This window comes from Pseudomonas sp. FSL R10-1350, assembly GCF_009600525.1.
Classification (GTDB): Bacteria; Pseudomonadota; Gammaproteobacteria; order Pseudomonadales; family Pseudomonadaceae; genus Aquipseudomonas; species Aquipseudomonas helleri.
In genome coordinates this window covers 17,904-38,841 of the sequence record NZ_WIVR01000050.1, presented here as the reverse complement: position 1 = coordinate 38,841, position 20,938 = coordinate 17,904, and the positions used below count along the sequence as shown (strand labels likewise).

The 20,938-nt window shown below is 60.3% G+C and carries 18 protein-coding genes and 1 pseudogene; 11 read left to right on the top strand and 8 right to left on the bottom strand.

Translation table 11 applies throughout. The features are described from left to right. Positions 1 to 270, bottom strand: a pseudogene (locus GHO25_RS19220) (energy transducer TonB); the annotation flags it as partial. A gap of 325 nt (positions 271 to 595) precedes the next feature. Between GHO25_RS19220 and GHO25_RS19215 the strand changes: the two are divergent. After that, on the top strand, positions 596 to 1,972 hold the full coding sequence (locus GHO25_RS19215) for a pyridoxal-phosphate dependent enzyme (RefSeq protein WP_153391791.1): 1,377 nt from the start codon (positions 596 to 598) through the stop codon (positions 1,970 to 1,972). After that, the gene (locus GHO25_RS19210; protein ID WP_153391788.1) at positions 1,969 to 3,144 is read left to right on the top strand and encodes a cystathionine gamma-synthase; all 1,176 of its coding nucleotides are present in this window, start codon (positions 1,969 to 1,971) and stop codon (positions 3,142 to 3,144) included. Before GHO25_RS19215 ends, GHO25_RS19210 begins: the two co-directional genes overlap by 4 nt. A gap of 75 nt (positions 3,145 to 3,219) precedes the next feature. Here the strand turns inward: GHO25_RS19210 and GHO25_RS19205 are convergent, their stop codons facing one another. Both GHO25_RS19205 and GHO25_RS19200 read right to left on the bottom strand, forming a co-directional pair. After that, the gene (locus GHO25_RS19205) at positions 3,220 to 3,639 is read right to left on the bottom strand and encodes an organic hydroperoxide resistance protein (RefSeq protein WP_153330161.1); all 420 of its coding nucleotides are present in this window, start codon (positions 3,637 to 3,639) and stop codon (positions 3,220 to 3,222) included. Positions 3,640 to 3,914: 275 nt separating this feature from the next. Continuing rightward, positions 3,915 to 4,388, bottom strand: a complete 474-nt coding sequence (locus GHO25_RS19200; protein WP_048387254.1) for a MarR family winged helix-turn-helix transcriptional regulator — start codon at positions 4,386 to 4,388, stop codon at positions 3,915 to 3,917. A 206-nt stretch (positions 4,389 to 4,594) separates the two neighbouring features. On the opposite strand from GHO25_RS19200, the gene GHO25_RS19195 reads away from it, so the two are divergent. After that, complete coding sequence (locus GHO25_RS19195) at positions 4,595 to 5,113, top strand: hypothetical protein (RefSeq protein WP_048370461.1); 519 nt, start codon at positions 4,595 to 4,597, stop codon at positions 5,111 to 5,113. A 119-nt stretch (positions 5,114 to 5,232) separates the two neighbouring features. Here GHO25_RS19195 and GHO25_RS19190 read toward each other — a convergent pair whose 3' ends face one another. Then, a complete protein-coding gene (locus GHO25_RS19190) occupies positions 5,233 to 5,736 on the bottom strand; it encodes a helix-turn-helix domain-containing protein (protein WP_048370459.1) in 504 nt (167 codons plus the stop codon). A gap of 105 nt (positions 5,737 to 5,841) precedes the next feature. On the opposite strand from GHO25_RS19190, the gene fabF reads away from it, so the two are divergent. After that, complete coding sequence (gene fabF / locus GHO25_RS19185) at positions 5,842 to 7,110, top strand: beta-ketoacyl-ACP synthase II (protein WP_178110149.1); 1,269 nt, start codon at positions 5,842 to 5,844, stop codon at positions 7,108 to 7,110. 58 nt (positions 7,111 to 7,168) lie between these two features. Here the strand turns inward: fabF and GHO25_RS19180 are convergent, their stop codons facing one another. Next, the gene (locus GHO25_RS19180) at positions 7,169 to 8,053 is read right to left on the bottom strand and encodes a hypothetical protein (RefSeq protein WP_048370454.1); all 885 of its coding nucleotides are present in this window, start codon (positions 8,051 to 8,053) and stop codon (positions 7,169 to 7,171) included. A 201-nt stretch (positions 8,054 to 8,254) separates the two neighbouring features. Between GHO25_RS19180 and GHO25_RS19175 the strand changes: the two genes are divergently transcribed. Continuing rightward, positions 8,255 to 8,698, top strand: a complete 444-nt coding sequence (locus GHO25_RS19175; RefSeq protein ID WP_048370452.1) for a GNAT family N-acetyltransferase — start codon at positions 8,255 to 8,257, stop codon at positions 8,696 to 8,698. After that, complete coding sequence (locus GHO25_RS19170) at positions 8,695 to 9,309, top strand: FMN-dependent NADH-azoreductase (RefSeq protein WP_048370451.1); 615 nt, start codon at positions 8,695 to 8,697, stop codon at positions 9,307 to 9,309. The genes GHO25_RS19175 and GHO25_RS19170 overlap by 4 nt, the downstream gene beginning before the upstream one ends. On the opposite strand, the gene GHO25_RS19165 is transcribed toward GHO25_RS19170, so the two are convergent. Together GHO25_RS19165 and baeS are read right to left on the bottom strand one after the other, a co-directional pair. Then, entirely contained in the window at positions 9,306 to 9,968 is a 663-nt protein-coding gene (locus GHO25_RS19165) for a response regulator (RefSeq protein WP_123750055.1), read from the bottom strand. The genes GHO25_RS19170 and GHO25_RS19165 overlap by 4 nt on opposite strands. A gap of 3 nt (positions 9,969 to 9,971) precedes the next feature. After that, complete coding sequence (gene baeS, locus GHO25_RS19160) at positions 9,972 to 11,390, bottom strand: sensor histidine kinase efflux regulator BaeS (RefSeq protein ID WP_153391786.1); 1,419 nt, start codon at positions 11,388 to 11,390, stop codon at positions 9,972 to 9,974. Between the two features lie 112 nt (positions 11,391 to 11,502). Between baeS and GHO25_RS19155 the strand changes: the two genes are divergently transcribed. The 5 genes from GHO25_RS19155 to nadA all read left to right on the top strand — a co-directional run bounded on the left by GHO25_RS19155 (position 11,503) and on the right by nadA (position 19,310). Further along, the gene (locus GHO25_RS19155) at positions 11,503 to 12,702 is read left to right on the top strand and encodes an efflux RND transporter periplasmic adaptor subunit (RefSeq protein ID WP_153391784.1); all 1,200 of its coding nucleotides are present in this window, start codon (positions 11,503 to 11,505) and stop codon (positions 12,700 to 12,702) included. 2 nt (positions 12,703 to 12,704) lie between these two features. Further along, positions 12,705 to 15,833 carry an efflux RND transporter permease subunit gene (locus tag GHO25_RS19150; protein ID WP_153330163.1) on the top strand — a complete coding sequence of 1,043 codons (3,129 nt, stop codon included), beginning with the start codon at positions 12,705 to 12,707 and terminating at the stop codon, positions 15,831 to 15,833. Further along, positions 15,830 to 17,209 (top strand): efflux transporter outer membrane subunit, encoded by a 1,380-nt coding sequence (locus GHO25_RS19145; protein ID WP_048370440.1) that lies wholly within the window; start codon positions 15,830 to 15,832, stop codon positions 17,207 to 17,209. Before GHO25_RS19150 ends, GHO25_RS19145 begins: the two co-directional genes overlap by 4 nt. Before the next feature lie 129 nt (positions 17,210 to 17,338). Then, positions 17,339 to 18,025, top strand: a complete 687-nt coding sequence (locus GHO25_RS19140; RefSeq protein WP_153391782.1) for a type 1 glutamine amidotransferase domain-containing protein — start codon at positions 17,339 to 17,341, stop codon at positions 18,023 to 18,025. Positions 18,026 to 18,251: 226 nt separating this feature from the next. Further along, entirely contained in the window at positions 18,252 to 19,310 is a 1,059-nt protein-coding gene (gene nadA, locus GHO25_RS19135) for a quinolinate synthase NadA (RefSeq protein WP_048370437.1), read from the top strand. A 100-nt stretch (positions 19,311 to 19,410) separates the two neighbouring features. Here nadA and GHO25_RS19130 read toward each other — a convergent pair whose 3' ends face one another. Further along, complete coding sequence (locus GHO25_RS19130) at positions 19,411 to 20,841, bottom strand: M48 family metalloprotease (RefSeq protein ID WP_048387271.1); 1,431 nt, start codon at positions 20,839 to 20,841, stop codon at positions 19,411 to 19,413. Positions 20,842 to 20,938 lie beyond the last annotated feature (97 nt).

The window sequence follows — 20,938 nt, the reverse complement described above, 5'->3', positions numbered from 1 at the left end:
GGGCTGGGCCACGGGAGGAGGGGGCTCGGAGGGCGGTGTTGGTGCAGCAGGGGCGGCGGGTGCCGGCGCGGGTTGATGAATGACCGAGGCATAAATAGTGCGCGTGACGGCTGGCGTCACCGTGACCGGCGAAGACCGGTTCACCAGGCTCAGCACCAACAGATGCAGCGCCACCACCAGCACCACCGCGCCGCCACGGCGCAGCAATCGCGAAGTACTGCCCGCAGGCAATGGCTCAAGGTGCGGCAAGGGTGTCAGCGTTGCATCCACAATAAATTCCTCCCCGGGCCTAACTGCCGGGCACAGCATGCGCACTCCTTGCGAACGTTGAGTCCAAGGCCCGATACAGGCCGTTCGTAACGTGTGACGTAGGAATATAGGAATGGAAAATGACGGGGCCGTGACATGAAAAATTGTTCATGAGGCGGATGCCACGCCTTCAGGAGGCTTGGCTTAAACGCTCTGGAGTAATCACCCGTCAAGTTGCGGCCAACCCCATCCCGGCCTATGGTCCTAGGAGGTTTCCGGTGATTGGCGCGACATACATCGTTGCCAGTCGCTGTCCATCCAGTGCCAAAACACGGGAAGTGACTTCATGCCAAACAACCCTCAACCTGCCGTTCTGGAATTGATCGGCAACACGCCGCTAGTGCGTGTCAGCCGGTTCGATACCGGGCCTTGTACGCTGTTCCTCAAGCTTGAATCGCAAAACCCCGGAGGCTCGATCAAGGACCGGGTCGGCCTGGCCATGATTGATACCGCCGAGCGCGACGGGCGTTTGCGCCCCGGCGGCACCATTGTTGAAGCAACGGCCGGTAACACTGGCCTCGGACTGGCGCTGGTCGGTCGGGCCAAAGGCTACCGGGTGGTGCTGGTGGTGCCGGACAAGATGTCCACCGAGAAGGTGTTGCACCTCAAGGCCATGGGCGCTGAGGTGCATATCACCCGGTCTGACGTCGGCAAGGGCCACCCGGAGTATTACCAGGACGTGGCCGCGCGCTTGGCCGCCGACATCCCCGATGCTTTTTTCGCCGATCAATTCAATAATCCGGCCAACCCGCTGGCCCACGAATGCAGCACCGCCCCGGAAATCTGGTCGCAAACCCAGCACGATCTGGATGCCATTGTGGTGGGTGTCGGGTCTGCCGGAACGTTGACCGGCTTGACCCGTTTTTTTAAGCGCGTGCAACCGGATCTGGAAATGGTTCTGGCCGACCCGGTGGGCTCGGTGATGGCCGAATACAGCCGCAGCGGGGTGATCGGCAAAGCCGGTTCCTGGGCGGTGGAGGGCATTGGCGAAGACTTCATCCCGTCGATCAGCGACCTGTCCAGCGTGCGTCATGCCTATTCGATCAGCGATGAAGAAAGCTTTGATCACGCCCGCCAGTTGCTGCGGGCTGAAGGTATTTTGGGCGGTTCTTCAACCGGCACCTTGCTGGCCGCCGCGTTGCGTTATTGCCGCGAGCAAACCGAGCCCAAGCGCGTGGTCAGCTTTGTGTGTGACACCGGGACGCGTTATTTGTCCAAGGTCTACAACGACCAGTGGATGAAGGACCAGGGCCTGCTGCAGTTCAAGCATTACGGCGATTTGCGTGACCTGATTGCCCGACGTTTTGAGGATGGTCGGGTGATCAGCGCCAGCCCGGACGACACCTTGCTCACCGCTTTCCAGCGCATGCGCCTGGCCGATGTATCGCAACTGCCGGTGCTGGTGGATGGCAAGCGGCTGGTCGGGGTGATCGATGAGTCCGATATTTTGCTGGGCCTGCATGCCGATGCGTCGCACTTTAGCCGCACGGTCGCGAGCGCCATGACGGACACGTTGCACACCTTGGCGCCGCAGGCCAGTCTGGCTGAACTACAGGCCGAACTCGACCGCGGGCTGGTGGCGATTATTGCTGACGCTTCGGGCTTTCATGGCCTGATCACCCGCGTCGACCTGCTCAATCACCTACGGAGATCCCTTGCATGAGTCAGCACGATGAAAACGGCGCACACCGCGCCTTTGCCACCCGCGTCATCCACGCAGGGCAGGTGCCGGACCCTTCCACCGGGGCCTTGATGCCGCCGATTTATGCCAACTCCACCTATTTGCAAGAAAGCCCCGGCGTGCACAAAGGCCTGGACTACGGGCGCTCGCACAATCCGACGCGGTTTGCCCTGGAGCGTTGCGTCGCGGACCTTGAAGGCGGCACAGATGCCTTCGCTTTTGCTTCCGGGCTTGCGGCCATTTCGACGGTGCTGGAGTTATTGGACGCCGGTTCGCACATTGTCTCGGGCAACGATTTGTACGGCGGTACGTTCCGCCTGTTCGACAAAGTCCGCCAGCGCAGCGCCGGGCACAGCTTCAGCTTCGTCGACCTGACGGACCTCAGCGCTTTTGAGGCGTCGTTGCAGGACAACACGCGGATGGTCTGGGTCGAAACCCCGAGCAACCCGCTGCTCAGCCTGACTGACCTGGCGGCCGTGGCGAGCATCTGCCGGGCGCGCGGCATCATTTGCGTGGCCGATAACACCTTTGCCAGCCCCTGGGTGCAGCGCCCGCTGGAGTTGGGTTTTGATGTGGTGGTGCATTCGACCACCAAGTACCTGAACGGCCACTCGGATGTGATCGGCGGCATCGCCATCGTCAAGCACCTGGAACTGGCCGAGCGCTTGCGCTTCCTGCAAAACGCGGTGGGCGCGATTGCCGGGCCGTTTGATGCCTTCCTCACCCTGCGCGGGGTTAAAACCCTGGCCCTGCGCATGGAGCGTCACTGCAGCAACGCGCTGGAGCTGGCGCAATGGCTGGAGCGCCAACCGCACGTGTCGCGTGTGCACTACCCGGGGCTGGCATCGCACCCGCAGCATGAGTTGGCGCGTCGGCAGATGCGTGGGTTTGGCGGGATGATTTCCATCGACTTGAACACCGACCTGGCGGGCGCCCGGCGCTTCCTTGAAAGCGTGCAGATTTTTGCCCTGGCCGAAAGCCTGGGCGGGGTTGAAAGCCTGATCGAACACCCGGCCATCATGACCCACGCCACCATCCCCGCCCAAACCCGTGCGCAGTTGGGTATCGGCGATGGTCTGGTGCGGCTGTCGGTGGGTGTTGAGGATGTCGACGATTTGCGCGCTGACCTGGCACAGGCGCTGGCGCGGATTTAAATCTTGCCTAACCCTCTGTAGGAGCGAGCTTGCCTCGCGATCTTTTAAACGGTCGCGAGGCATTTTTTTCAGACTTTAAACGCTGACGTGCAGACGCACGTCGACGTTACCGCGGGTGGCGTTGGAGTAAGGGCACACCTGGTGCGCAGCGTCTACCAGCGCTTGAGCGTCGGCTTGCTCAAGGCCCGGCAGGCTGATGTGCAGGTCGATGTCCAGACCGAAACCGCCCGGGATCTGGCCAATACCCACGTGGGCCGTGATCGAGGCGTCGGCCGGAATACTGCGCTTGGTCTGGCTGGCGACAAATTTCAAGGCACCGATAAAGCAGGCCGAGTAACCGGCGGCAAACAGTTGCTCAGGGTTCGTGGCTTCACCGCCCGCACCGCCCAGTTCTTTTGGCGTGGTCAGCTTGACGTCGAGGACCTTGTCACTCGAAACAGCGCGACCATCACGGCCACCGGTAGCGGTTGCAACAGCGGTATAGAGAACGTTCATGGCGGTCTTTCCTTACTGATAAGTGTCTGATGAGATTTATCTTTAGCGCTAATTGTTTGCGCGCTAAGAAGATAGCTAAAAATTAGCGCTCAAATAGTTTGTGCGCAAGTTATTTTTTTCATGACGCACCTAAAACAGATCTATCTTGTTGATATAAAAGACTATTTATTTTCAGGAAACAAACTGACTGTAGGAGCGAGCTTGCCTCGCGATCTCTTGATCTTTAAAAATCAAAAGATCGCGAGGCAAGCTCGCTCCTACAGACGGAATAATATTCAGAGGCTGGCGTGCAGGTTGCGGCGCAGCAGTAGCAGGTTTTTCTGGATGTCTTGCAACTGCTCCAGGCTCAGCCCGCTGGCGGCCAGGATGCACTGGGGGATGGTCTTGGCTTTTTCTTGCAGCGCTTTGCCTTGCTCGGTCAAGCGCAGGTGAACCACTCGCTGGTCTTCATGGCTGCGAACCCGGCTGAGCATGCCTTCGGCTTCCAGACGCTTGAGCAACGGCGTCAACGACCCCGGATCTGTCAGCAGACGCGCACTGACTTCCCCTACGGTCAGACCGTCTTCTTCCCATAACACCAGCATCGCCAGGTATTGCGGGTAGGTCAGGTTCAAGGCCTGAAGCAGGGGCTTGTACACCTTGGTCATCATCAGCGAGGTGGAGTGCAGTGAAAAACACAGCTGGTTTTGCAGCAGCAGGTAATCACAACTGCCAGCGTCTGCCGGGGCGGAGTGGTCGTCGACAGTCATCACAGGAACCTTGGCGTTAAAAGAGCCAACAATTTAGCGTCAATACCTTTAGCGCACAATGTAGTTTCCACGCCAGCTGCATCAGCCTTGTGCGATCTATGAATTATTAGTTAGTTGTCGCGAAGGCCCACGGCGTCGAACATGTTCTGCAAGCAACGCCTATCAGGCCATTTCAGGGCAATTTCAGGACAAGGGAAACCGGTTTCATGCATCAGAAAAAACGTTCGTCGCGGCACACGGTCATTCACGGTCTGTGCAACCTCAGCTTGCGGACGGCGGGTGCTGTCGCAATCACCCTCGCGACACTGAGCGGGGCTCAAGCGGCCACGTCCGCCACTGATACCATCAAGGCCTACAAGCTGTGCACCGGCGCGGACGACGCCTCGCATGTTCTGCAAGGGACCATCAACCAGAACATGCGCAACGACGTGACGGCCATTCACTTCAAGCAAAGCCCGGCGCATGCCTCGTTTGACTGGCATAACGACCCGGAGCCGCAGTACGTCATGACCTTGTCCGGCACGCTGGCCTTTGAGACGCGCACCGGTGAGACGTTTACTTTGCACCCGGGCGAAGTGCTGCTGGCAGCCGACAACACCGGCTCCGGGCACCGCTGGAAAATGGTCGATGATCAACCGTGGCGTCGTGGCTACGTGGTTCTGAAACCGGGTGCCGCCGATTCATTCGTGCCTAACGACCCGGCGGCTGCGAAAGTCTGCCAGTAAGCCCCGTTCCTGTAGTCGCTGCCGAGGCCGCAATGCGCTGATCAGGGGTGCCGCATCACACCGATCAACGTCTTGTCATTGGGGCGGCGACTACCTTTTATTGCACTTGAGGCATCACCTCAGGCGTCTTGCGGCTGTCTGCCCGCTACAAAGGCCAGGCGCTCCTGCATGCCTGGACTCGCTGCCGGCCCGGCCTTGACGGTGCACTGTTCAATGGGCACCGCACGGCCTTCAACCGCGTCCATCAGCACCACCTGGAGTGGATGGCGGGTCTGTTGATCAATGATCTGCACACTTTCGCCCTCGGGCGTGTAATGCCGATTGCCCCAGGCAATAAACGCCATGATCACGATTTTGAAATCTTCTCCCACCGCCGTCGGTACGTATTCATACCGGGGCGGGCGCTCGCTGTAGCGTCTGCGCTCCAGTAATCCTTCTTCGACCAGAGTGTTGAGCCTGCGCGTCAGCATGTTCGGGGCAATCCCCAGGCTTTGCGAAAATTCGTCAAAGCGCCTTAACCCTTGCAGCGCATCGCGCATGATCAAGATGCTCCACCATTCTCCTACCCGTTCCAGTCCACGGGCGACAGGGCATTCGGCGTTTGTAAGCGATGTGCGTTGCATTGCGGTTCCTGAGAGACGAGAAAAGTTTTGCTCACTGATGTTACTTTCATAATGATAGTTTCGTCACTGTACCGCTACCAAGCAAAATTTATGGAGTGAGCCATCGTGAGTAGACGCATTGTTGTGACGGGCATGGGCGCGGTGACCCCGCTGGGCTGTGGGGTCGAACAGACCTGGAGCCGTTTGCTGGCAGGGCAGTCCGGGATCCGTCGACTGCCTGAAGCGCTGGTCGGTGATTTGGCCGTCAGCATTGGCGGTCAGGTGCTGGACCGTGATCAGGACCCGCAAGCCGGGTTTGACCCCGACGCGCTGATCCCCGCCAAAGAACAGCGCAAGATGGACCGCTTCATTCTGTTTGCGCTTGCCGCCGCTAAAGAAGCGCTGGAGCAAGCGGGCTGGGCGCCGCAAACCGAACTGCAGCAAGAGCGTACAGCCACGATTATCGCGTCCGGTGTGGGCGGGTTTCCGGCTATTGCCGAGGCGGTGCGCACCGCTGACAGTAAGGGCCCGCGCCGCTTGTCACCGTTCACCATCCCGTCGTTTCTGTGCAACTTGGCGGCCGGGCATGTGTCGATTCTGCATCACCTCAAAGGCCCGCTGGGCGCCCCGGTCACGGCGTGTGCTGCCGGTGTGCAGGCGATTGGCGATGCGGCGCGGATGATTCGTGCTGGTGAAGTGGACGTGGCCGTGTGTGGCGGCGCCGAAGCCTGTATCCATCGCGTGAGCCTGGGTGGTTTTGCGGCGGCGCGGGCATTGTCCCACGGTTTCAACGACACCCCTGAGCGCGCCTCACGCCCGTTCGATAAAGCGCGCGACGGTTTTGTGATGGGCGAGGGCGCCGGTTTGCTGGTGATCGAAGAGCTGGAGCACGCCCTGGCCCGAGGCGCCAAGCCGATTGCGGAACTGGTGGGGTATGGCACCAGTGCCGATGCTTACCACATGACCGCCGGGCCGGAAGATGGCTCAGGTGCACGGCGGGCGATGGAGCAGGCGATTAAGCAGGCGGGTATAACCCCGGCGCAGATCCAGCATTTGAACGCCCATGCCACCTCGACCCCAGTGGGTGACAAAGGCGAGTTGGCCGCCATCAACAGCCTGTTTGGCGACAACCCCGACGTTGCCATCAGCGCCACCAAATCAGCGACCGGGCACTTGTTGGGCGCGGCAGGTGGCATTGAGGCGATCTTCACCTTGCTGGCCTTGCGCGACCAGATCGCCCCGGCAACCCTGAACCTTGAGACGCCAGACCCTGCGGCTGCCGGGCTCAATCTGGTTCGCGGGCAGGCGCAAAAGCTGGCGATTGAATACGCGATTTCAAATGGTTTCGGCTTTGGCGGGGTCAATGCGAGCGTGCTGTTCAAGCGTTGGCAGTGAGTGTTGATGTAACTGACGGATGTCAGGGCCTCCCCCATGGGTGAGGCCCTAGCGCCTTTCAGGCTTTTAATTGTCGGTCAGCGAGTGTGCCGCGTACCTTCTTGCGGCGGTCCGCGTAGCGCCATTCGTCCCCGGCTTCAAAGCTTTTGATCCGGTTCAGCACCTGCGAACCGCCTGCGATGAGCATCTCTTTTTCAAACAACTCACGCAGACCTTTGCGTTGTTGTAAACGCACAACCGTATTTTTCAAAAACGCCGAGTATTCATTGGCGGAGCTTTCAAACGTGTTCTGAATGGCATCGTCCACCGGTTTGACAACATGCGTGTCGGGGCGGCTGAAATCAGTAAAGGGAATGGACGCAGTTGCAGCTTTTTCCCCCCGAAGCAGTGCCTCATACATGGCGTACGCCTCTTCATATCCTCGTTTGAACGACTCGTCTTCAAGCAACTTGAGCGCGGTTTGATGGTGCTTTTCGGCCCGTGCCAGTATCGATTCGATGTGATCCTGTTCAAGCTTGCGCGAGGCCAGCATTTGGCCGGTGGCGGCCATGATCTCTTGCTGGTGATAGTCGTGGTCCAGGCTCGCGTGAGTGTGCGGCTCTTCAGCGGGTTCGTCGGGGCGCCAGTTAATTTCACCGGATTTAATGCTGTCCTGATAGGCACTGGTCTGCGGTATCGCTTTGTTGTCGGTCAACACTGCGCTGGATCCGTATGCAGGTTGTCTGGACGTTTCGTCCTGCCGGGACTTGGCTGCATGGGCTTTCAACAGCCAGACCGTCGCCCAGATGACACTCAATTGAAGGGCGATAAGGGGGGGCCAAAAAAGAGTGAATACCGTCACCGCGGACCAGACAATACCGATGGGGATCAGCCATTTGGGGCCCAAGTAGCGGACAAGACCCAACGAAAGAATGATGACTAAGAGATGCAGCGCAATGGTCACAGCGTTTCCTCCATGGATTTTTTCGGCAGATTATAGACGCGGATTTCAACAAGGCATCCTTGTCACGTTTATTCGTCTGAATAGAACACGTATTGGAGGCTCTGACGTTTCTATGGCCCAGTCCTGAAGGCATTTTTTGGACCTGTGGCCTGTGCCGTTATGTCCCTACAGTAAGCCAACTTTTACAGAGGGCAGACGAGCATGGACTACACCTTTCAGCTTCTGGAAACCCCCACAGACCAACACGCCAGTTTTGATCTGATGCGCGTGTTGCGTCCGCATTTATCTGACCCGGATGCTTATGTCGCGCAATTGTCGCGGCAGACCCGGCAGGGCTACCGGTTGTTGGCGATCAGCAACGGCCAAGGGATGGTCGGGTTGGCCGGCTATCGCGAACTTGAAAACCTGATCTATGGCCGCTTTATTTACGTTGATGACCTGGTGATCAGCCCGCAGCTTCAAGGCTCAGGCGTGGGCACCACGTTGTTGAACGCCGTACGCGAGGAGGCCGTTCGACGCGGTTGCGATCATTTTGTACTGGATACAGGGCTGCACATGGCGTTGGCCCAGCGCTTTTACTTCCGTCAGGGGCTGCTGGCCCGTGGTATGCACTTCACCGAAAAACTGAGCGAGGCCCACCCATGAAAACCGCACTGCTGATCAACGCCAGCCCCCACGGTGATTTTTCCCACGCCCGGCAACTGGCGCACGAGCAACTGCAGAGCCTGCGCCAACGTTACCCGGATCTGGAGTTGATCGAACGAAACCTGGCAGAACAGCCTTTGCCCCCGTTGAACATTGAGTACGGCGCGGCGTTGACCAAGCCCACGGCGTTCGATGCGCCGGTGTTTGATGTGTCCGAAGCATTGATTCAGGAGCTGGAGCGCAGCGATGTCGTGTTTGTTTGCACGCCCATGCACAACCTGACGGTTCCGGCGTCGCTGAAGCTGTGGATTGACTACGTGTTGCGCATCCATCGCACCTTTAGCTCGGGGCCAGACGGCAAAACCGGCTTGCTCGCCTCTCGCCCGGTTTACGTGTTGGTGGGTTCGGGTGGCTTTCATCAAGGGCCGAGGGCCAAACAGCGTGACTTCCTGACCGACTACCTGCGTGAAGTCTTCACGATGCTTGGGCTGTCTGACATCCACTTTGTGTATTTGGAAGGGCTGGTGTTTGGCGAAGAGGCGGTGGCCACGGCGCTGCAAAACGCCCGGCAACACCTTGCGAGTTTTGCGCTGTTCAATGAGTCGCTTTAAAGCTCCAGCTTGTACCCCACGCCATACAGCGACTGGATCGGGTCCTCTGCGGGGCACGCCTGCGCAAGCTTGCGCCGCAGGTTGCGGATATGGCTGTCGACCGTGCGGTCGGTGACCACCCGGTGATCGGAATACAGCTTGTCGAGCAATTGGTCGCGGGAGAACACCCGGCCCGGAGCGCGGGCAAAGGTGTTGAGCAGGCGCAGCTCAACCGGCGTCAGGTCCAGCGGCACACCATCAAAGGCAGCGCTGTAGCGGCTTTCGTCGATCTCGATACGCGCTTGCGCCACGGTCTCCAGGTGCGGGCTGCGGCGCAGTATCGCTTTGACTCGGGCCACCACCTCCCGTGGGCTGAAGGGTTTGCAGATGTAGTCATCGGCGCCTAGATCCAGCCCTAGCAAGCGGTCCACTTCTTCGACCCGAGCGGTGATCATGATGATCGGCACCGCGCTGAAACTGCGCAGTTCCCTGCAGATGTCCAGGCCATCGCGGCCCGGTAGCATCAGGTCGAGCAAGATCAAGCGTGGCGAATGCGCGCGAACCCACGGCACCACCTCAAGGCCGTTGCCCAGGCAATGGACCGGGTAGCCTTCGAGCGATAAATAATCGCGCATCAGGGCGACCAGTTTGGGTTCGTCTTCGACGATCAGAATGCTCATGAATCACCCTTTGCGTGGTAGCCGCAGGTTCAGCCAGAGGCCGCCGAGCGGGGAGTGGTCGGCTGTCAGGCTGCCGCCGTGGGCGAGGGCAATGCTGTGACAGATCGCCAAGCCCAGCCCGGCACCGCCGCTGGCCCGGTTGCGCGAGGCTTCGCCACGATAGAAGCGCTCAAACAGCCGCGGCAGTTGCTGGGGGTCAACACCGGGCGCGGAATCCATGATGCTGACGCACACGGCATCGTCCTCCTGGCTGGCGCGGATTTCCACCCGGCCACCGGGATCGGTGTAGCGCACGGCGTTTTCCAACAGGTTGCTGAACAGTTGTTGCAGGCGCTTGGCGTCCGCTTCGAGCACCAGCGGTTGTGCAGGCAGTTCCATATCAATGTGCAATTGCGCCGCGTTGCAGCGCTCCTGAAACATCGCCAGTGATTCCTTCAGCACGTCATTGAGTACGCATTCGCTCTTGCGATAGGTCAATGCGCCCACGTCTGCCAACGAGAGTTCATACAGGTCATCTACCAATTTGCTGAGCATCCCGACTTCAGCTTGCAAAGACTTCATCGAGGCGTGATCAAGGCTGCGCACGCCGTCTTCGATGGCCTCCAGCTCGCCGCGCAAGATCGACAGTGGCGTGCGTAACTCGTGGGATACATCGGCCATGAATTCGCGGCGCATGGTTTCATTGCGCTCCAGGGTGAAGGCCAGTTGGTTGAAGTCCCGGGCCAATTGGCCCACTTCATCGTTGGACGACACCGCCACCCGGTTGCTGTATTCGCCCTGGGCCAGCCGATGGGTGGCGGCGGCCACACGCTTGACCCGGTCGAGCAAGGTGCGCGCGATCCACCAGGCAATCAGCATCGCCAGCAGCAACGACAGCACCCCCACGGCCAGGCTGGTGCGCAATTGATACTGCTGAAAACGCTCGCCCCCGGCCTCGGTCACGCTTTGAAAGGGCGTCACGGCCAGCCAGCCGACGGTTTTGCCGCCCACGTCGATGGGGCGCAGCAGGGCGTCGTCACCGATCGAGGGGTAACCCGTGACCCTTTTTTTGTGCTGGTCGAGCAAGGCAATACGAAATAACGCGCCGGTGAGGTCGGACGGCAGCGGGTTTTTAAGGTCGCGGGTGCGCACTTCATCTTCTGGCTCCGGACGCATCACCTCAAACCAGCGATCAGGTTTATTGCGCAGAAACTCCCAACTGCCTTCGCGTTCATACGCGCTGGCCAATCGTGGTAACACCGGGGCCATGCGTTCCAGGGCCTGTTCGTTGAGGTAGCCGAGAAAGCCGCGGCCGAAGCTCCAACTGGTGGCCAGGCCCATGCTCAGGATGACCAACAACACACTGGCGAGAATCGCAATAAACAGTTTGGTGGAGATGCTCAGCTTCATGGGCTCGGGCTTGTCAGTGAATGGCCTGCTCATTTAGGCCCCCGCTGGCCGAAGATTCAAGGCGTGTGGGCAATCTTCAAATTTCCTGCACATTTGCCTCGCACGATGGCGCATGGCTTAAGCCACCCCACTTGCAGAGGCCGCTATGCCGACCAAACTTTTTGCTAAATCTCTGGTAACCGCCGCGGTGGTGGTTGCCGTACTGGTTCTTTTTGCCTTGGGCGGCTGCTCGGCTGACGATGCCCCGCCCGTGGCGCAAACCCCGAAAGTCCAGGTGATGACGGTGCAGCCGCAACGCCAGGCGCTGACCACCGAGCTGGCCGGGCGCACCCAGGCTTTTATGCTGGCTGACATTCGCCCGCAGGTGGGCGGAATTGTTCAGCAGCGGCTGTTTGTCGAGGGCGCCGAGGTCAAGGCCGGGCAGGCGCTGTACCAAATCGACCCGGCGCCGTACAAGGCCACGCTGGCCGAAGCGCAAGCGACAGCAAGCAAGGCCCGCGCCACGCTCAAGTCGGCGCAGGCCACGGCCACGCGTAATGCAGCGTTGGTAAAAATTGACGCCATCAGCCAGCAAGACAACGAAGATGCCCAAGTCAGCTTGCTCACGGCCCAGGCCGAGTTGCAGGTGGCGCAAGCCGGGGTCGACACGGCCCGGATCAATCTGGGCTATACCCGGATCACCTCGCCGCTCAGCGGCCGTATCGAAACCTCGACCGTCACCCCCGGCGCGTTGTTGGTCGCCGCGCAAACCACGGCGCTGACCACGGTGCAGCAACTGGACCCGATCTACGTCGATATCACCCAATCGACCACTGAGCTGCTGCGCCTCAAGCGCGACCTGGCCAGCGGTGCGTTGCAAGGCAATAGCGCCGAAGGCGAAGCACCGGTGTTGCTGACGCTCGATGATGGCAGCCCCTACAACCATGCCGGCACCCTCAAGTTCAGCGGTGTCGCGGTCAACCAAGGCACCGGCACCGTGACCCTGCGCGCCGTGTTCGCCAACCCTGAGCACCTGTTGTTGCCGGGCATGTATGTGCGCGCGGTTCTGGAGCTGGCCAGCGATGACAAGGCCATTTTGATACCGCAAAAAGCCTTGACCCGAAGCGCCAGTGGCGTGACTTCGGTGCTGGTGGTAGTCAACGGCAAGGTTGAGCAACGGGTACTGGCGATTGACCGGGCGGTGGGTAACCAGTGGTGGGTCAGCGCCGGGTTGAATGCGGGTGACCAAGTGATTATCGAAGGCGGGCAGAAGGTTCGGGTCGGCGCCGAGGTGCTGGCGCAAAACAGTGAAGCCCGGGGCGTGCCACGCGCCGTGACACCCACCGCCATTGCGCAGGGGAACTGAGCATGGCGCGCTTTTTTATCGACCGGCCGATTTTTGCCTGGGTGATCGCCATCGTCATCATGCTCGCGGGGGCGATGTCGATCAGTCAGTTGCCGCTGGAGCAATACCCGGACATCGCACCGCCCACCGTGCGCATTTCTGCAACCTACACCGGCGCCTCGGCCAAGACCGTTGAAGACTCGGTGACCCAGATCATCGAGCAGCAAATGACCGGGCTCGACAAGCTCACCTACATGTCGGCGTCCAGCAGTTCGGCAGGCAGCGCCAGTATCAGTTTGACCTTCGATGCCGGCACCGACCCAGACGTGGCGCAGATGCAGGTGCAGAACAAGCTGCAACAAGTGGAGTCGCGGCTACCCGCTTCGGTGCAGAGCGAAGGCCTGACCGTGACCAAGGGCGGCTCTGACTTCTTGATGATTGCAGCCCTCGCGTCCGACAACCCTAGCGTGACCGGCACGCAAATTGGCGATTACATCTCCAGCACCTTGCTTGACTCGATTGCCCGGATCGACGGAGTCGGCGAGGTGCAAACCCTCGGTTCGGGCTACGCCATGCGCATCTGGCTGGACCCGGCGCTGCTCGAAAAATACGCCTTGATGCCCTCGGATGTGATCACCGCGCTGGAGGCACAAAACACCGAAGTGTCGGCGGGCCAGCTCGGGGCGTTGCCAGCCGTGGCCAAGCAGCAACTGAATGCAACGATCAGTGCGCGCAGCAAATTGCAGACCGCCGAAGAGTTCCGCAATGTGTTGGTCAAGTCCGACAGCACGGGCGCGGTGGTGTTGCTCGGTGAGGTGGCGCGGGTTGAGCTGGGCAGTGACAGCTACGACGTGAACTCGGCCCTCAATGGCAAGCCCGCCGCTGCGATGGGCGTACAGCTGGCCACGGGCGCCAATGCGCTTAAGGTCGGGGAGGCCGTCAAGGCCAGGCTCGCCGAGCTCCAGCCGTTTTACCCGAGCGAAATGCAGCTCAAAAATGTGATCGCCTATGACACGACCCCGTTCGTCAGCCTGTCCATCGAAGAGGTGGTCAAGTCGTTGGGCGAAGCCATCGTGCTGGTGGTGCTGATCATGTTTTTGTTCTTGCAAAATGTACGCGCCACGCTGATCCCGGCCATCACTGTGCCGGTAGTCTTGCTGGGCACGTTCGGGGTGCTGGCGCTGTTCGGCTATTCGATCAACACCTTGACCATGTTCGCCATGGTATTGGCCATCGGCCTGTTGGTGGACGACGCGATTGTGGTGGTGGAAAACGTCGAACGGGTGATGAGCGAAGAAGGGCTTTCGCCGCTGGAAGCCACGCGCAAGTCGATGGCCGAAATCACCAGCGCGCTGGTGGGCATCGCGTTGGTGCTGAGCGCGGTGTTTATCCCCATGGCGTTTTTTGGGGGTTCAACCGGGATCATTTATCGGCAGTTTTCGGTGACCATCGTTTCGGCCATGGTGCTCTCGGTGCTGGTGGCCATGACCCTGACGCCCGCGCTGTGCGCGACCTTGCTCAAGCCTTCCGATGCCACAGGGCACGCTGCTGCTAGCGGCTTCTTCGGAGGGTTCAACCGCACCTTTGAGCGCAGCGCAGAGGCTTATCAAAAAGGCGTAGGAGTGATCGTACGCCGGGGAGGTCGCAGCCTGGTCGTGTACCTATTGGTGATCGCCGCCATGGCGGCTGGTTACTCCAGCTTGCCAACCTCATTTTTGCCCGATGAAGACCAGGGCATCTTGATGGCCCAAGTGCAGTTGCCCGTGGGCGCAACGGATGACCGAACCCAGGCGGTGCTCAAGCAGTTCGAGGGCTATATGCTCGAGCAGCCGGAAGTCGAAGCGCTGATCAGCATCTCGGGCCTGGGCATGGGCGGCAACAGTCAGAACTCGGCCCGGGCCTTTATCCGGCTCAAGGACTGGAGCGAGCGCACGGGCGCAGGCCAGGACGCCGCGTCTATCGCGCAGCGGGCAACCGAGGCGTTGTCGAGCATTGGCGATGCCAACGTATTTGTCATGCAACCGCCTGCCGTGCGCGGGCTGGGGCAAAGCTCCGGGTTCGATTTGCAGCTCAAGGACCTCGCGGGGCTGGGGCATGACGCGTTGGTGGCGGCGCGCGAGCAATTTATCGAACTGGCGCAAAAAGACCCGCGTCTGCAAGGCGTGCGCAGCAACGGCCTGGACGACACACCGCAGCTCAAGGTCAACATTGATGATCGCAAGGCGGGCGCCTTGAGCCTGAGCACCAGCGACATCAACGCCACCTTGTCCACCGCGCTGGGCGGCACTTACGTTAACGATTTTCTTAACCAGGGCCGGGTGAAAAAGGTCTACGTGCAGGGCGAGGCGACCGCGCGCATGCAGGCCGCCGACCTGGACCATTGGTTTGTACGTAACAGCAACGATGAAATGGTCCCGTTCTCTTCGTTCGCCAGCACCTCGTGGAGTTACGGCTCGCCATTGCTCGAGCGCTATAACGGCAGTTCGTCGCTGGAGGTGGTGGGTGATCCCGCGCCGGGCGTGAGCTCCGGGGTGGCCATGGACGCCGTGGAGAGCATCATCCGGCAGTTGCCCGAAGGCATCGGCTACGAGTGGACCGGGCAGTCTTATCAACTGCGTTTGTCGGGCTCGCAAGCACCGTTGCTGTACGGGATATCGGTGCTGTTTGTGTTCCTGTGTCTGGCGGCACTCTACGAGAGCTGGTCAGTGCCTTTCTCGGTGATGCTGGTGGTGCCGCTAGGTGTGGTGGGCGCCGTGCTGGCCACGCGTTTCAGCGGGTTGAGCAATGACGTGTACTTTCAAGTGGGTTTGCTGACCACCGTGGGCCTGGCGGCGAAGAACGCGATTTTGATTGTGGAGTTCGCCAAGCACCTGCATGAGCAGGGCAATAGCTTGATCGAGGCCACCCTGATCGCGGTGCGCCAGCGCCTGCGACCGATTCTGATGACCTCACTGGCCTTTATGTTTGGTGTCTTGCCGCTGTCGCTGAGCACGGGCGCAGGTTCTGCCGGGCGCCGTGCCATCGGTACCGGAGTACTGGGCGGCATGTTCAGCGCCACGCTGTTGGGCATCTTCTTTGTACCGCTGTTTTTCGTGCTGATTCGCCGCCGCTTCAGTCGCGTTCGCACCCCTGACCCAAAAGGTGACGCATGAGTCGTTTTCGTTGGCCCTTGCTGGCAGCCTTGGCGCTGCTCAGCGGTTGCATCAATCTGGCGCCCACGTATGAGCGCCCTCAGGCTGCGGTCGATGAACAATGGCTGCCGGGCACTGCTGTGCCCAACGGCCAAGCCGCGGCGGACATCCGTTGGCAGCAGTTTTTTACCGACCCGCGCCTGGCGCACCTTCAGGCGCTGGCGTTGACCAACAACCGAGACTTGCGGGTGGCGACCCTGAACATTGAAAAGGCCCAGGCGCAGTATCGCATCCAGCGCGCGGCGGGTTTACCGGCGATCGACGCGAGCGTAAGTGGCAGCCATAGTCGAACGTCCGGCACCACCAGCCACGATTACAGCGCCCAATTGGGGCTGAGCAGTTACGAGCTGGATCTCTTTGGCCGCGTGCAGAACCTCGAGGACGAGGCGCTGGAAGCGTACCTGTCGCTGGCCGAAACCCGGCGCAGCACACAGATCAGCCTGGTGGCCGAAGTCGGCATCGCCTGGTTGACCCTGGCGGCCGACAACGAACGCTTGGCGTTGGCCCGGCAAACCCTGGTCAGCCAGCAGGCCACCTATGACCTGACCCAGCGCAGCCATGCACTGGGCGGGGCCGCCGGTTTGGCGGTGTCTGAAGCCCAAACCACCGTGGAGTCGGCCAAGGTCGACGTCGGGGTGTATGCCAGCCAGGTCCTGCAAGATCAGAATGCCTTGCGCCTGTTGGTCGGCAATGCCATCCCGGCGCAATACTTGCCCGGCGACAGCTTGCAGTCGGTCGCGATGCTGGTGCAGGTGCCGGGGGAATTGCCCTCCACCCTGTTGCAGCGTCGCCCTGACGTGCTGGCGGCCGAGCACACGCTCAAGTCGGCCAACATCGATATCGGTGCCGCCCGCGCCGCGTTCTTCCCCAGTATTACCCTGACGGCAGGGGCGGGCTCGGCCAGCTCCAGCCTGTCGAGCCTGTTCAGCGGTGGTAGCGGCGCGTGGAACTTTGCGCCGAGTATCAGCCTGCCAATTTTCGACGCCGGCAGCCATCGGGCTGCGCTGGACTCCGCCAAGGTCGCCCGCGACATTGAGGTGCAGACCTACCAGAAAACCCTGGAGACCGCTTTCAGCGAAGTGGCCGATGCCCTGGCCGTGCGCAGTACTCTGGATCAGCGTCTGGCTGCCCAAATGGCGCTGACCAAGGCCAGCCGCACCAGCTATGACTTGTCACAGGCCCTGTATCAGGGCGGTTCGCAAAGCTACCTCGAAGCCCTGGTGACCCAGCGCTCGCTGTACAGCGCCGAGCAAGATTTGATCACCCTTCGGCTGGCCGAGCAGAGCAACCGGGTGACGTTGTACAAAGTGCTGGGGGGCGGCTGGAATGCCAACTGATGAATGGACAGGTGCTTTGGATGCACGGCACTAATGCCCGCAAGCGCTTGTCTATGCTCCTGACTCTGTACGCAAACATGTCGTACAGCTCGAGGGCCGAATGGCCCGTCGTTCTGACAGGAGGCAGCGATGAGCAAAAAAATACTAGTGGTACTGACCAGCGTCGAGAAGTACCCCAATCTGGATCGCGCGACGGGTTTATGGCTGGGTGAGGCCGTGCATTTTGTGCACAAGGTCGAGGCCGCCGGGTATGCCGTGGATTACGTCAGCCCGCAAGGCGGTTACACCCCGATTGACCCGCACAGCCTGGCCAAGGACATGGCCTCGGAGATTGACTGGAAGTGGTATCACGACAAGGCGTTCATGAACCGCTTGGGCGCCACACTGAAGCCGGACGAGATCAATCCTGACGATTACGCGGCGATTTATTATGCCGGTGGGCATGGGGTGATTTGGGACTTCCCGGACAACGAGCAATTGCAGGCGATCAGCCGCCACATCTATGAGCACGGCGGGGTGGTGTCGTCGGTGTGCCATGGTGCGGTGGGCTTGCTCAATATCAAACTGTCCAATGGCGAGCTACTGATCAAGGGCAAGCGGGTCACCGGCTTTTCCAATGAGGAAGAGACCCTGGCCGGTCTGGCTGATGTGGTGCCGTATCTCACCGAGACCGAATTGGTGAAGTGCGGCGCTCACTATGAAAAGGCTGACGCTCCGTGGGCGCCGTTCGCTATCGCCGATGGACGTTTGATCACCGGGCAGAACCCGGCCTCGGGTGGCCCGGTGGCAGAGCACGTGCTGGCAGCGCTCAAATAAACGGACCCGCCCCCCGGCCGATGCGGGTTTGCCAGCCCGCATCGGCGCCTTGCCTGCATGGGCAAAACCAACATTAAACTTTTGAATCGCAAGCTTATTCTGTAGCCTTAGCGCGCTTGATAGCTGGTCCGTGCCTGATAACACACATTCTCCCGGCGGGACTCGACAGTCCGGAGCCGGTGGTACACTCGACTTTCGCGCCTTAGCGCTTGCAGGTCTTGCGAACATGACGCAAATTTCTGAACGACTTCTGGTCCAAGCCCACCTCGATGCCAAGCAGCCAACGCCTTTGACTGCCGAGCAAGAGGCGACGCTGCGTGCAGCCATTGCTGCCGAACTCAAAGCGCGTGATGCGGTACTGGTCGCGCACTTCTACTGTGACCCGGTGATCCAGGCCCTGGCCGAAGAAACCGGTGGTTGCGTGTCTGACTCCCTTGAAATGGCGCGTTTTGGCGCTGCTCACCCGGCCAAGACCATTTTGGTGGCAGGCGTGCGGTTCATGGGGGAGACGGCAAAAATCCTGACCCCTGAAAAACGCGTGCTGATGCCGACCCTGGAGGCCACGTGTTCGCTGGACCTGGGCTGCCCGGTCGAAGAGTTCTCGGCGTTTTGCGATCAACACCCCGAGCGCACCGTGGTGGTGTACGCCAACACCTCGGCGGCCGTTAAAGCGCGGGCCGATTGGGTGGTGACGTCCAGTTGTGCACTGGAAATCGTCGAAACCCTGATGGACAACGGCGAGAAAATCATTTGGGGCCCGGACAAGCACCTGGGGCGTTACATCCAGCGTCAGACCGGGGCAGACATGCTGCTGTGGGACGGTGCTTGCATCGTTCACGAAGAGTTCAAGTCCAAGCAACTGGAAGACATGAAGGCTTTGTACCCGGACGCCGCGATTCTGGTGCACCCGGAGTCGCCGGAGTCGGTGATTGAGCTGGCAGACGCGGTGGGTTCCACCAGCCAACTGATTGCCGCTGCGCAAAAGCTGCCGAACAAAACCTTTATCGTCGCTACCGACCGCGGCATTTTTTACAAAATGCAGCAGTTGTGCCCGGACAAAGTCTTTATCGAAGCCCCGACTGCCGGTAACGGCGCGGCGTGCCGCAGTTGTGCGCATTGCCCGTGGATGGCCATGAACACCCTGGAGCGCACCCTTGAGTGTCTGCAAAAGGGCACAAACGAGATCTTTGTCGACCCGGCTCTGGTGCCCCACGCCGTTCGCCCGCTCAAACGCATGCTGGATTTTACCCAGGCCGCGCGCTTGAAACTGGCGGGTAACGCCTAAACCCAACCAGATCCACTTGTAGGAGCGAGCTTGCCTCGCGATCTTTTGAACCTTAAAAGATCGCGAGGCAAGCTCGCTCCTACCGGTTTATGGTGTTGGGTCAGTTCATCATGTCTTTGATCGCCCGCTCTTGATCCATCAGCTCGCGCTGGCGTGCATCGAGGCGTGACGACAGCTGGAAGTTGTTGGTGAGCTTTTTCGCAAAGGCGATTTGCTGGATGGCCTGACGGTAGTCGCCCATCAAGGCGAAGTACTCGGCGCGGGCCTGGTGCAGGCCAATGATGTTGCCCGACAACCCGCGGGTTTCTGCTACCTGATACCAGACGTCCGGGTCATCCGGGCGGCTTTTGAGCAGGGCGTCCAGGGCTTTTTCGGCATCGGCCGGGCGATTTTGCTTGAGCAGCAAGTCGACCCGGACCTGATTCAACGGGTAGTTGCCAGGGTACAGCGTGCGCATTCTGTCGACCCGCTGCTGGGCATCGGCCAGACGGTTGCTGTCCATGTCCAGCTCGATTTGCGCCAGGTTGTAGGTGATGTCGTTGGGCGCCTTGTCCAGCAACGGCTTCAGGGTGGTGCGGGCTTCGTTGAACTGGCTGCCCTTGATTTGGGCAATCGCCAGACCGTAACGGGCGACGTCATTTTTTGGGTTTTCATCCAACTGCTGGCGGAACCGCTTGGCGGCCAAGCCCGGTGTGTCTTCGTATTGCAGTTGGACCCGGGCACGAATCAGTTGATAGCGCAGGCTGTCTTCGGTGCCGCCGATTTTGGCCTGTTCGGCGCGGTTGCGGGTGTCGGCAATACGCGACTCGGTCACCGGGTGAGTCAGCAAAAATTCAGGCGGCTTGGCATCAAAGCGATACTGGCGCATCAAGCGCTCAAACATGGTGGGCATGGAGCGCGGGTCGTAACCGGCCTTTTCAAGGTTGAGGATGCCGATACGGTCAGCCTCTTGCTCGTTCTGGCGCGAGAAACGTCGTTGCTCCTGAAAGGCCGCTGCCTGGGTGCCGGCGATGGTGGCAATACCGGCGTCACCGGCGCCCGAGGCGGCGATCACAATACCGGCGAGCAGGGCCGCCATCATGGGCAGTTGCATGCGTTGCTGGGCTTCTACACCGCGGGCAAAGTGGCGTTGCGACAAGTGAGCAAGTTCGTGGGCGAGTACCGAGGCGTATTCGCCTTCAGTCTGGGCGTTGAGGAACAACCCGCCGTTGACTCCGATAATCCCGCCGGGCGCCGCGAAGGCGTTGAGCTGCGGGCTGTTGATCAGAATGAATTCCAGACGCCGGTCCTGCACCTGGCTGGTTTCGACCAGTTTGTAGACGCTGGTTTCGACGTAGTCCTTGAGTTGCGGGTCATTGAGCTGCGACACCTGACTGCGCAGCATGCTCAACCAGGCACGGCCGAGTTGATACTCTTGCTGCGGAGACACGATGGCCGAGCTGGCGTCACCCAGAGACGGTAAATCGTCTGCGAAACTCGGTGATGCGAGCAGGCAAGCGAGCGTCAACAGGGTCGGGCGCAGAAAATTCATGCACAAAGCTCTAATCAATAAAGCGCTTACTGTAGCTGGACACTCGGCTGGCGACCAGTGGCGGTCTGCTTGGGGTATTCTAGCGAGCTAAAAAATG

Coding starts and splice junctions, on each gene's coding strand:
- GHO25_RS19215 (WP_153391791.1), top strand. CDS start 596: ATGCCAAACAACCCTCAACCTGCCGTTCTGGAATTGATCGGCAACACG.
- GHO25_RS19210 (WP_153391788.1), top strand. CDS start 1,969: ATGAGTCAGCACGATGAAAACGGCGCACACCGCGCCTTTGCCACCCGC.
- GHO25_RS19205 (WP_153330161.1), bottom strand. CDS start 3,639: ATGAACGTTCTCTATACCGCTGTTGCAACCGCTACCGGTGGCCGTGAT.
- GHO25_RS19200 (WP_048387254.1), bottom strand. CDS start 4,388: ATGACTGTCGACGACCACTCCGCCCCGGCAGACGCTGGCAGTTGTGAT.
- GHO25_RS19195 (WP_048370461.1), top strand. CDS start 4,595: ATGCATCAGAAAAAACGTTCGTCGCGGCACACGGTCATTCACGGTCTG.
- GHO25_RS19190 (WP_048370459.1), bottom strand. CDS start 5,736: ATGCAACGCACATCGCTTACAAACGCCGAATGCCCTGTCGCCCGTGGA.
- GHO25_RS19175 (WP_048370452.1), top strand. CDS start 8,255: ATGGACTACACCTTTCAGCTTCTGGAAACCCCCACAGACCAACACGCC.
- GHO25_RS19170 (WP_048370451.1), top strand. CDS start 8,695: ATGAAAACCGCACTGCTGATCAACGCCAGCCCCCACGGTGATTTTTCC.
- GHO25_RS19165 (WP_123750055.1), bottom strand. CDS start 9,968: ATGAGCATTCTGATCGTCGAAGACGAACCCAAACTGGTCGCCCTGATG.
- baeS (WP_153391786.1), bottom strand. CDS start 11,390: ATGAGCAGGCCATTCACTGACAAGCCCGAGCCCATGAAGCTGAGCATC.
- GHO25_RS19155 (WP_153391784.1), top strand. CDS start 11,503: ATGCCGACCAAACTTTTTGCTAAATCTCTGGTAACCGCCGCGGTGGTG.
- GHO25_RS19150 (WP_153330163.1), top strand. CDS start 12,705: ATGGCGCGCTTTTTTATCGACCGGCCGATTTTTGCCTGGGTGATCGCC.
- GHO25_RS19145 (WP_048370440.1), top strand. CDS start 15,830: ATGAGTCGTTTTCGTTGGCCCTTGCTGGCAGCCTTGGCGCTGCTCAGC.
- GHO25_RS19140 (WP_153391782.1), top strand. CDS start 17,339: ATGAGCAAAAAAATACTAGTGGTACTGACCAGCGTCGAGAAGTACCCC.
- nadA (WP_048370437.1), top strand. CDS start 18,252: ATGACGCAAATTTCTGAACGACTTCTGGTCCAAGCCCACCTCGATGCC.
- GHO25_RS19130 (WP_048387271.1), bottom strand. CDS start 20,841: ATGAATTTTCTGCGCCCGACCCTGTTGACGCTCGCTTGCCTGCTCGCA.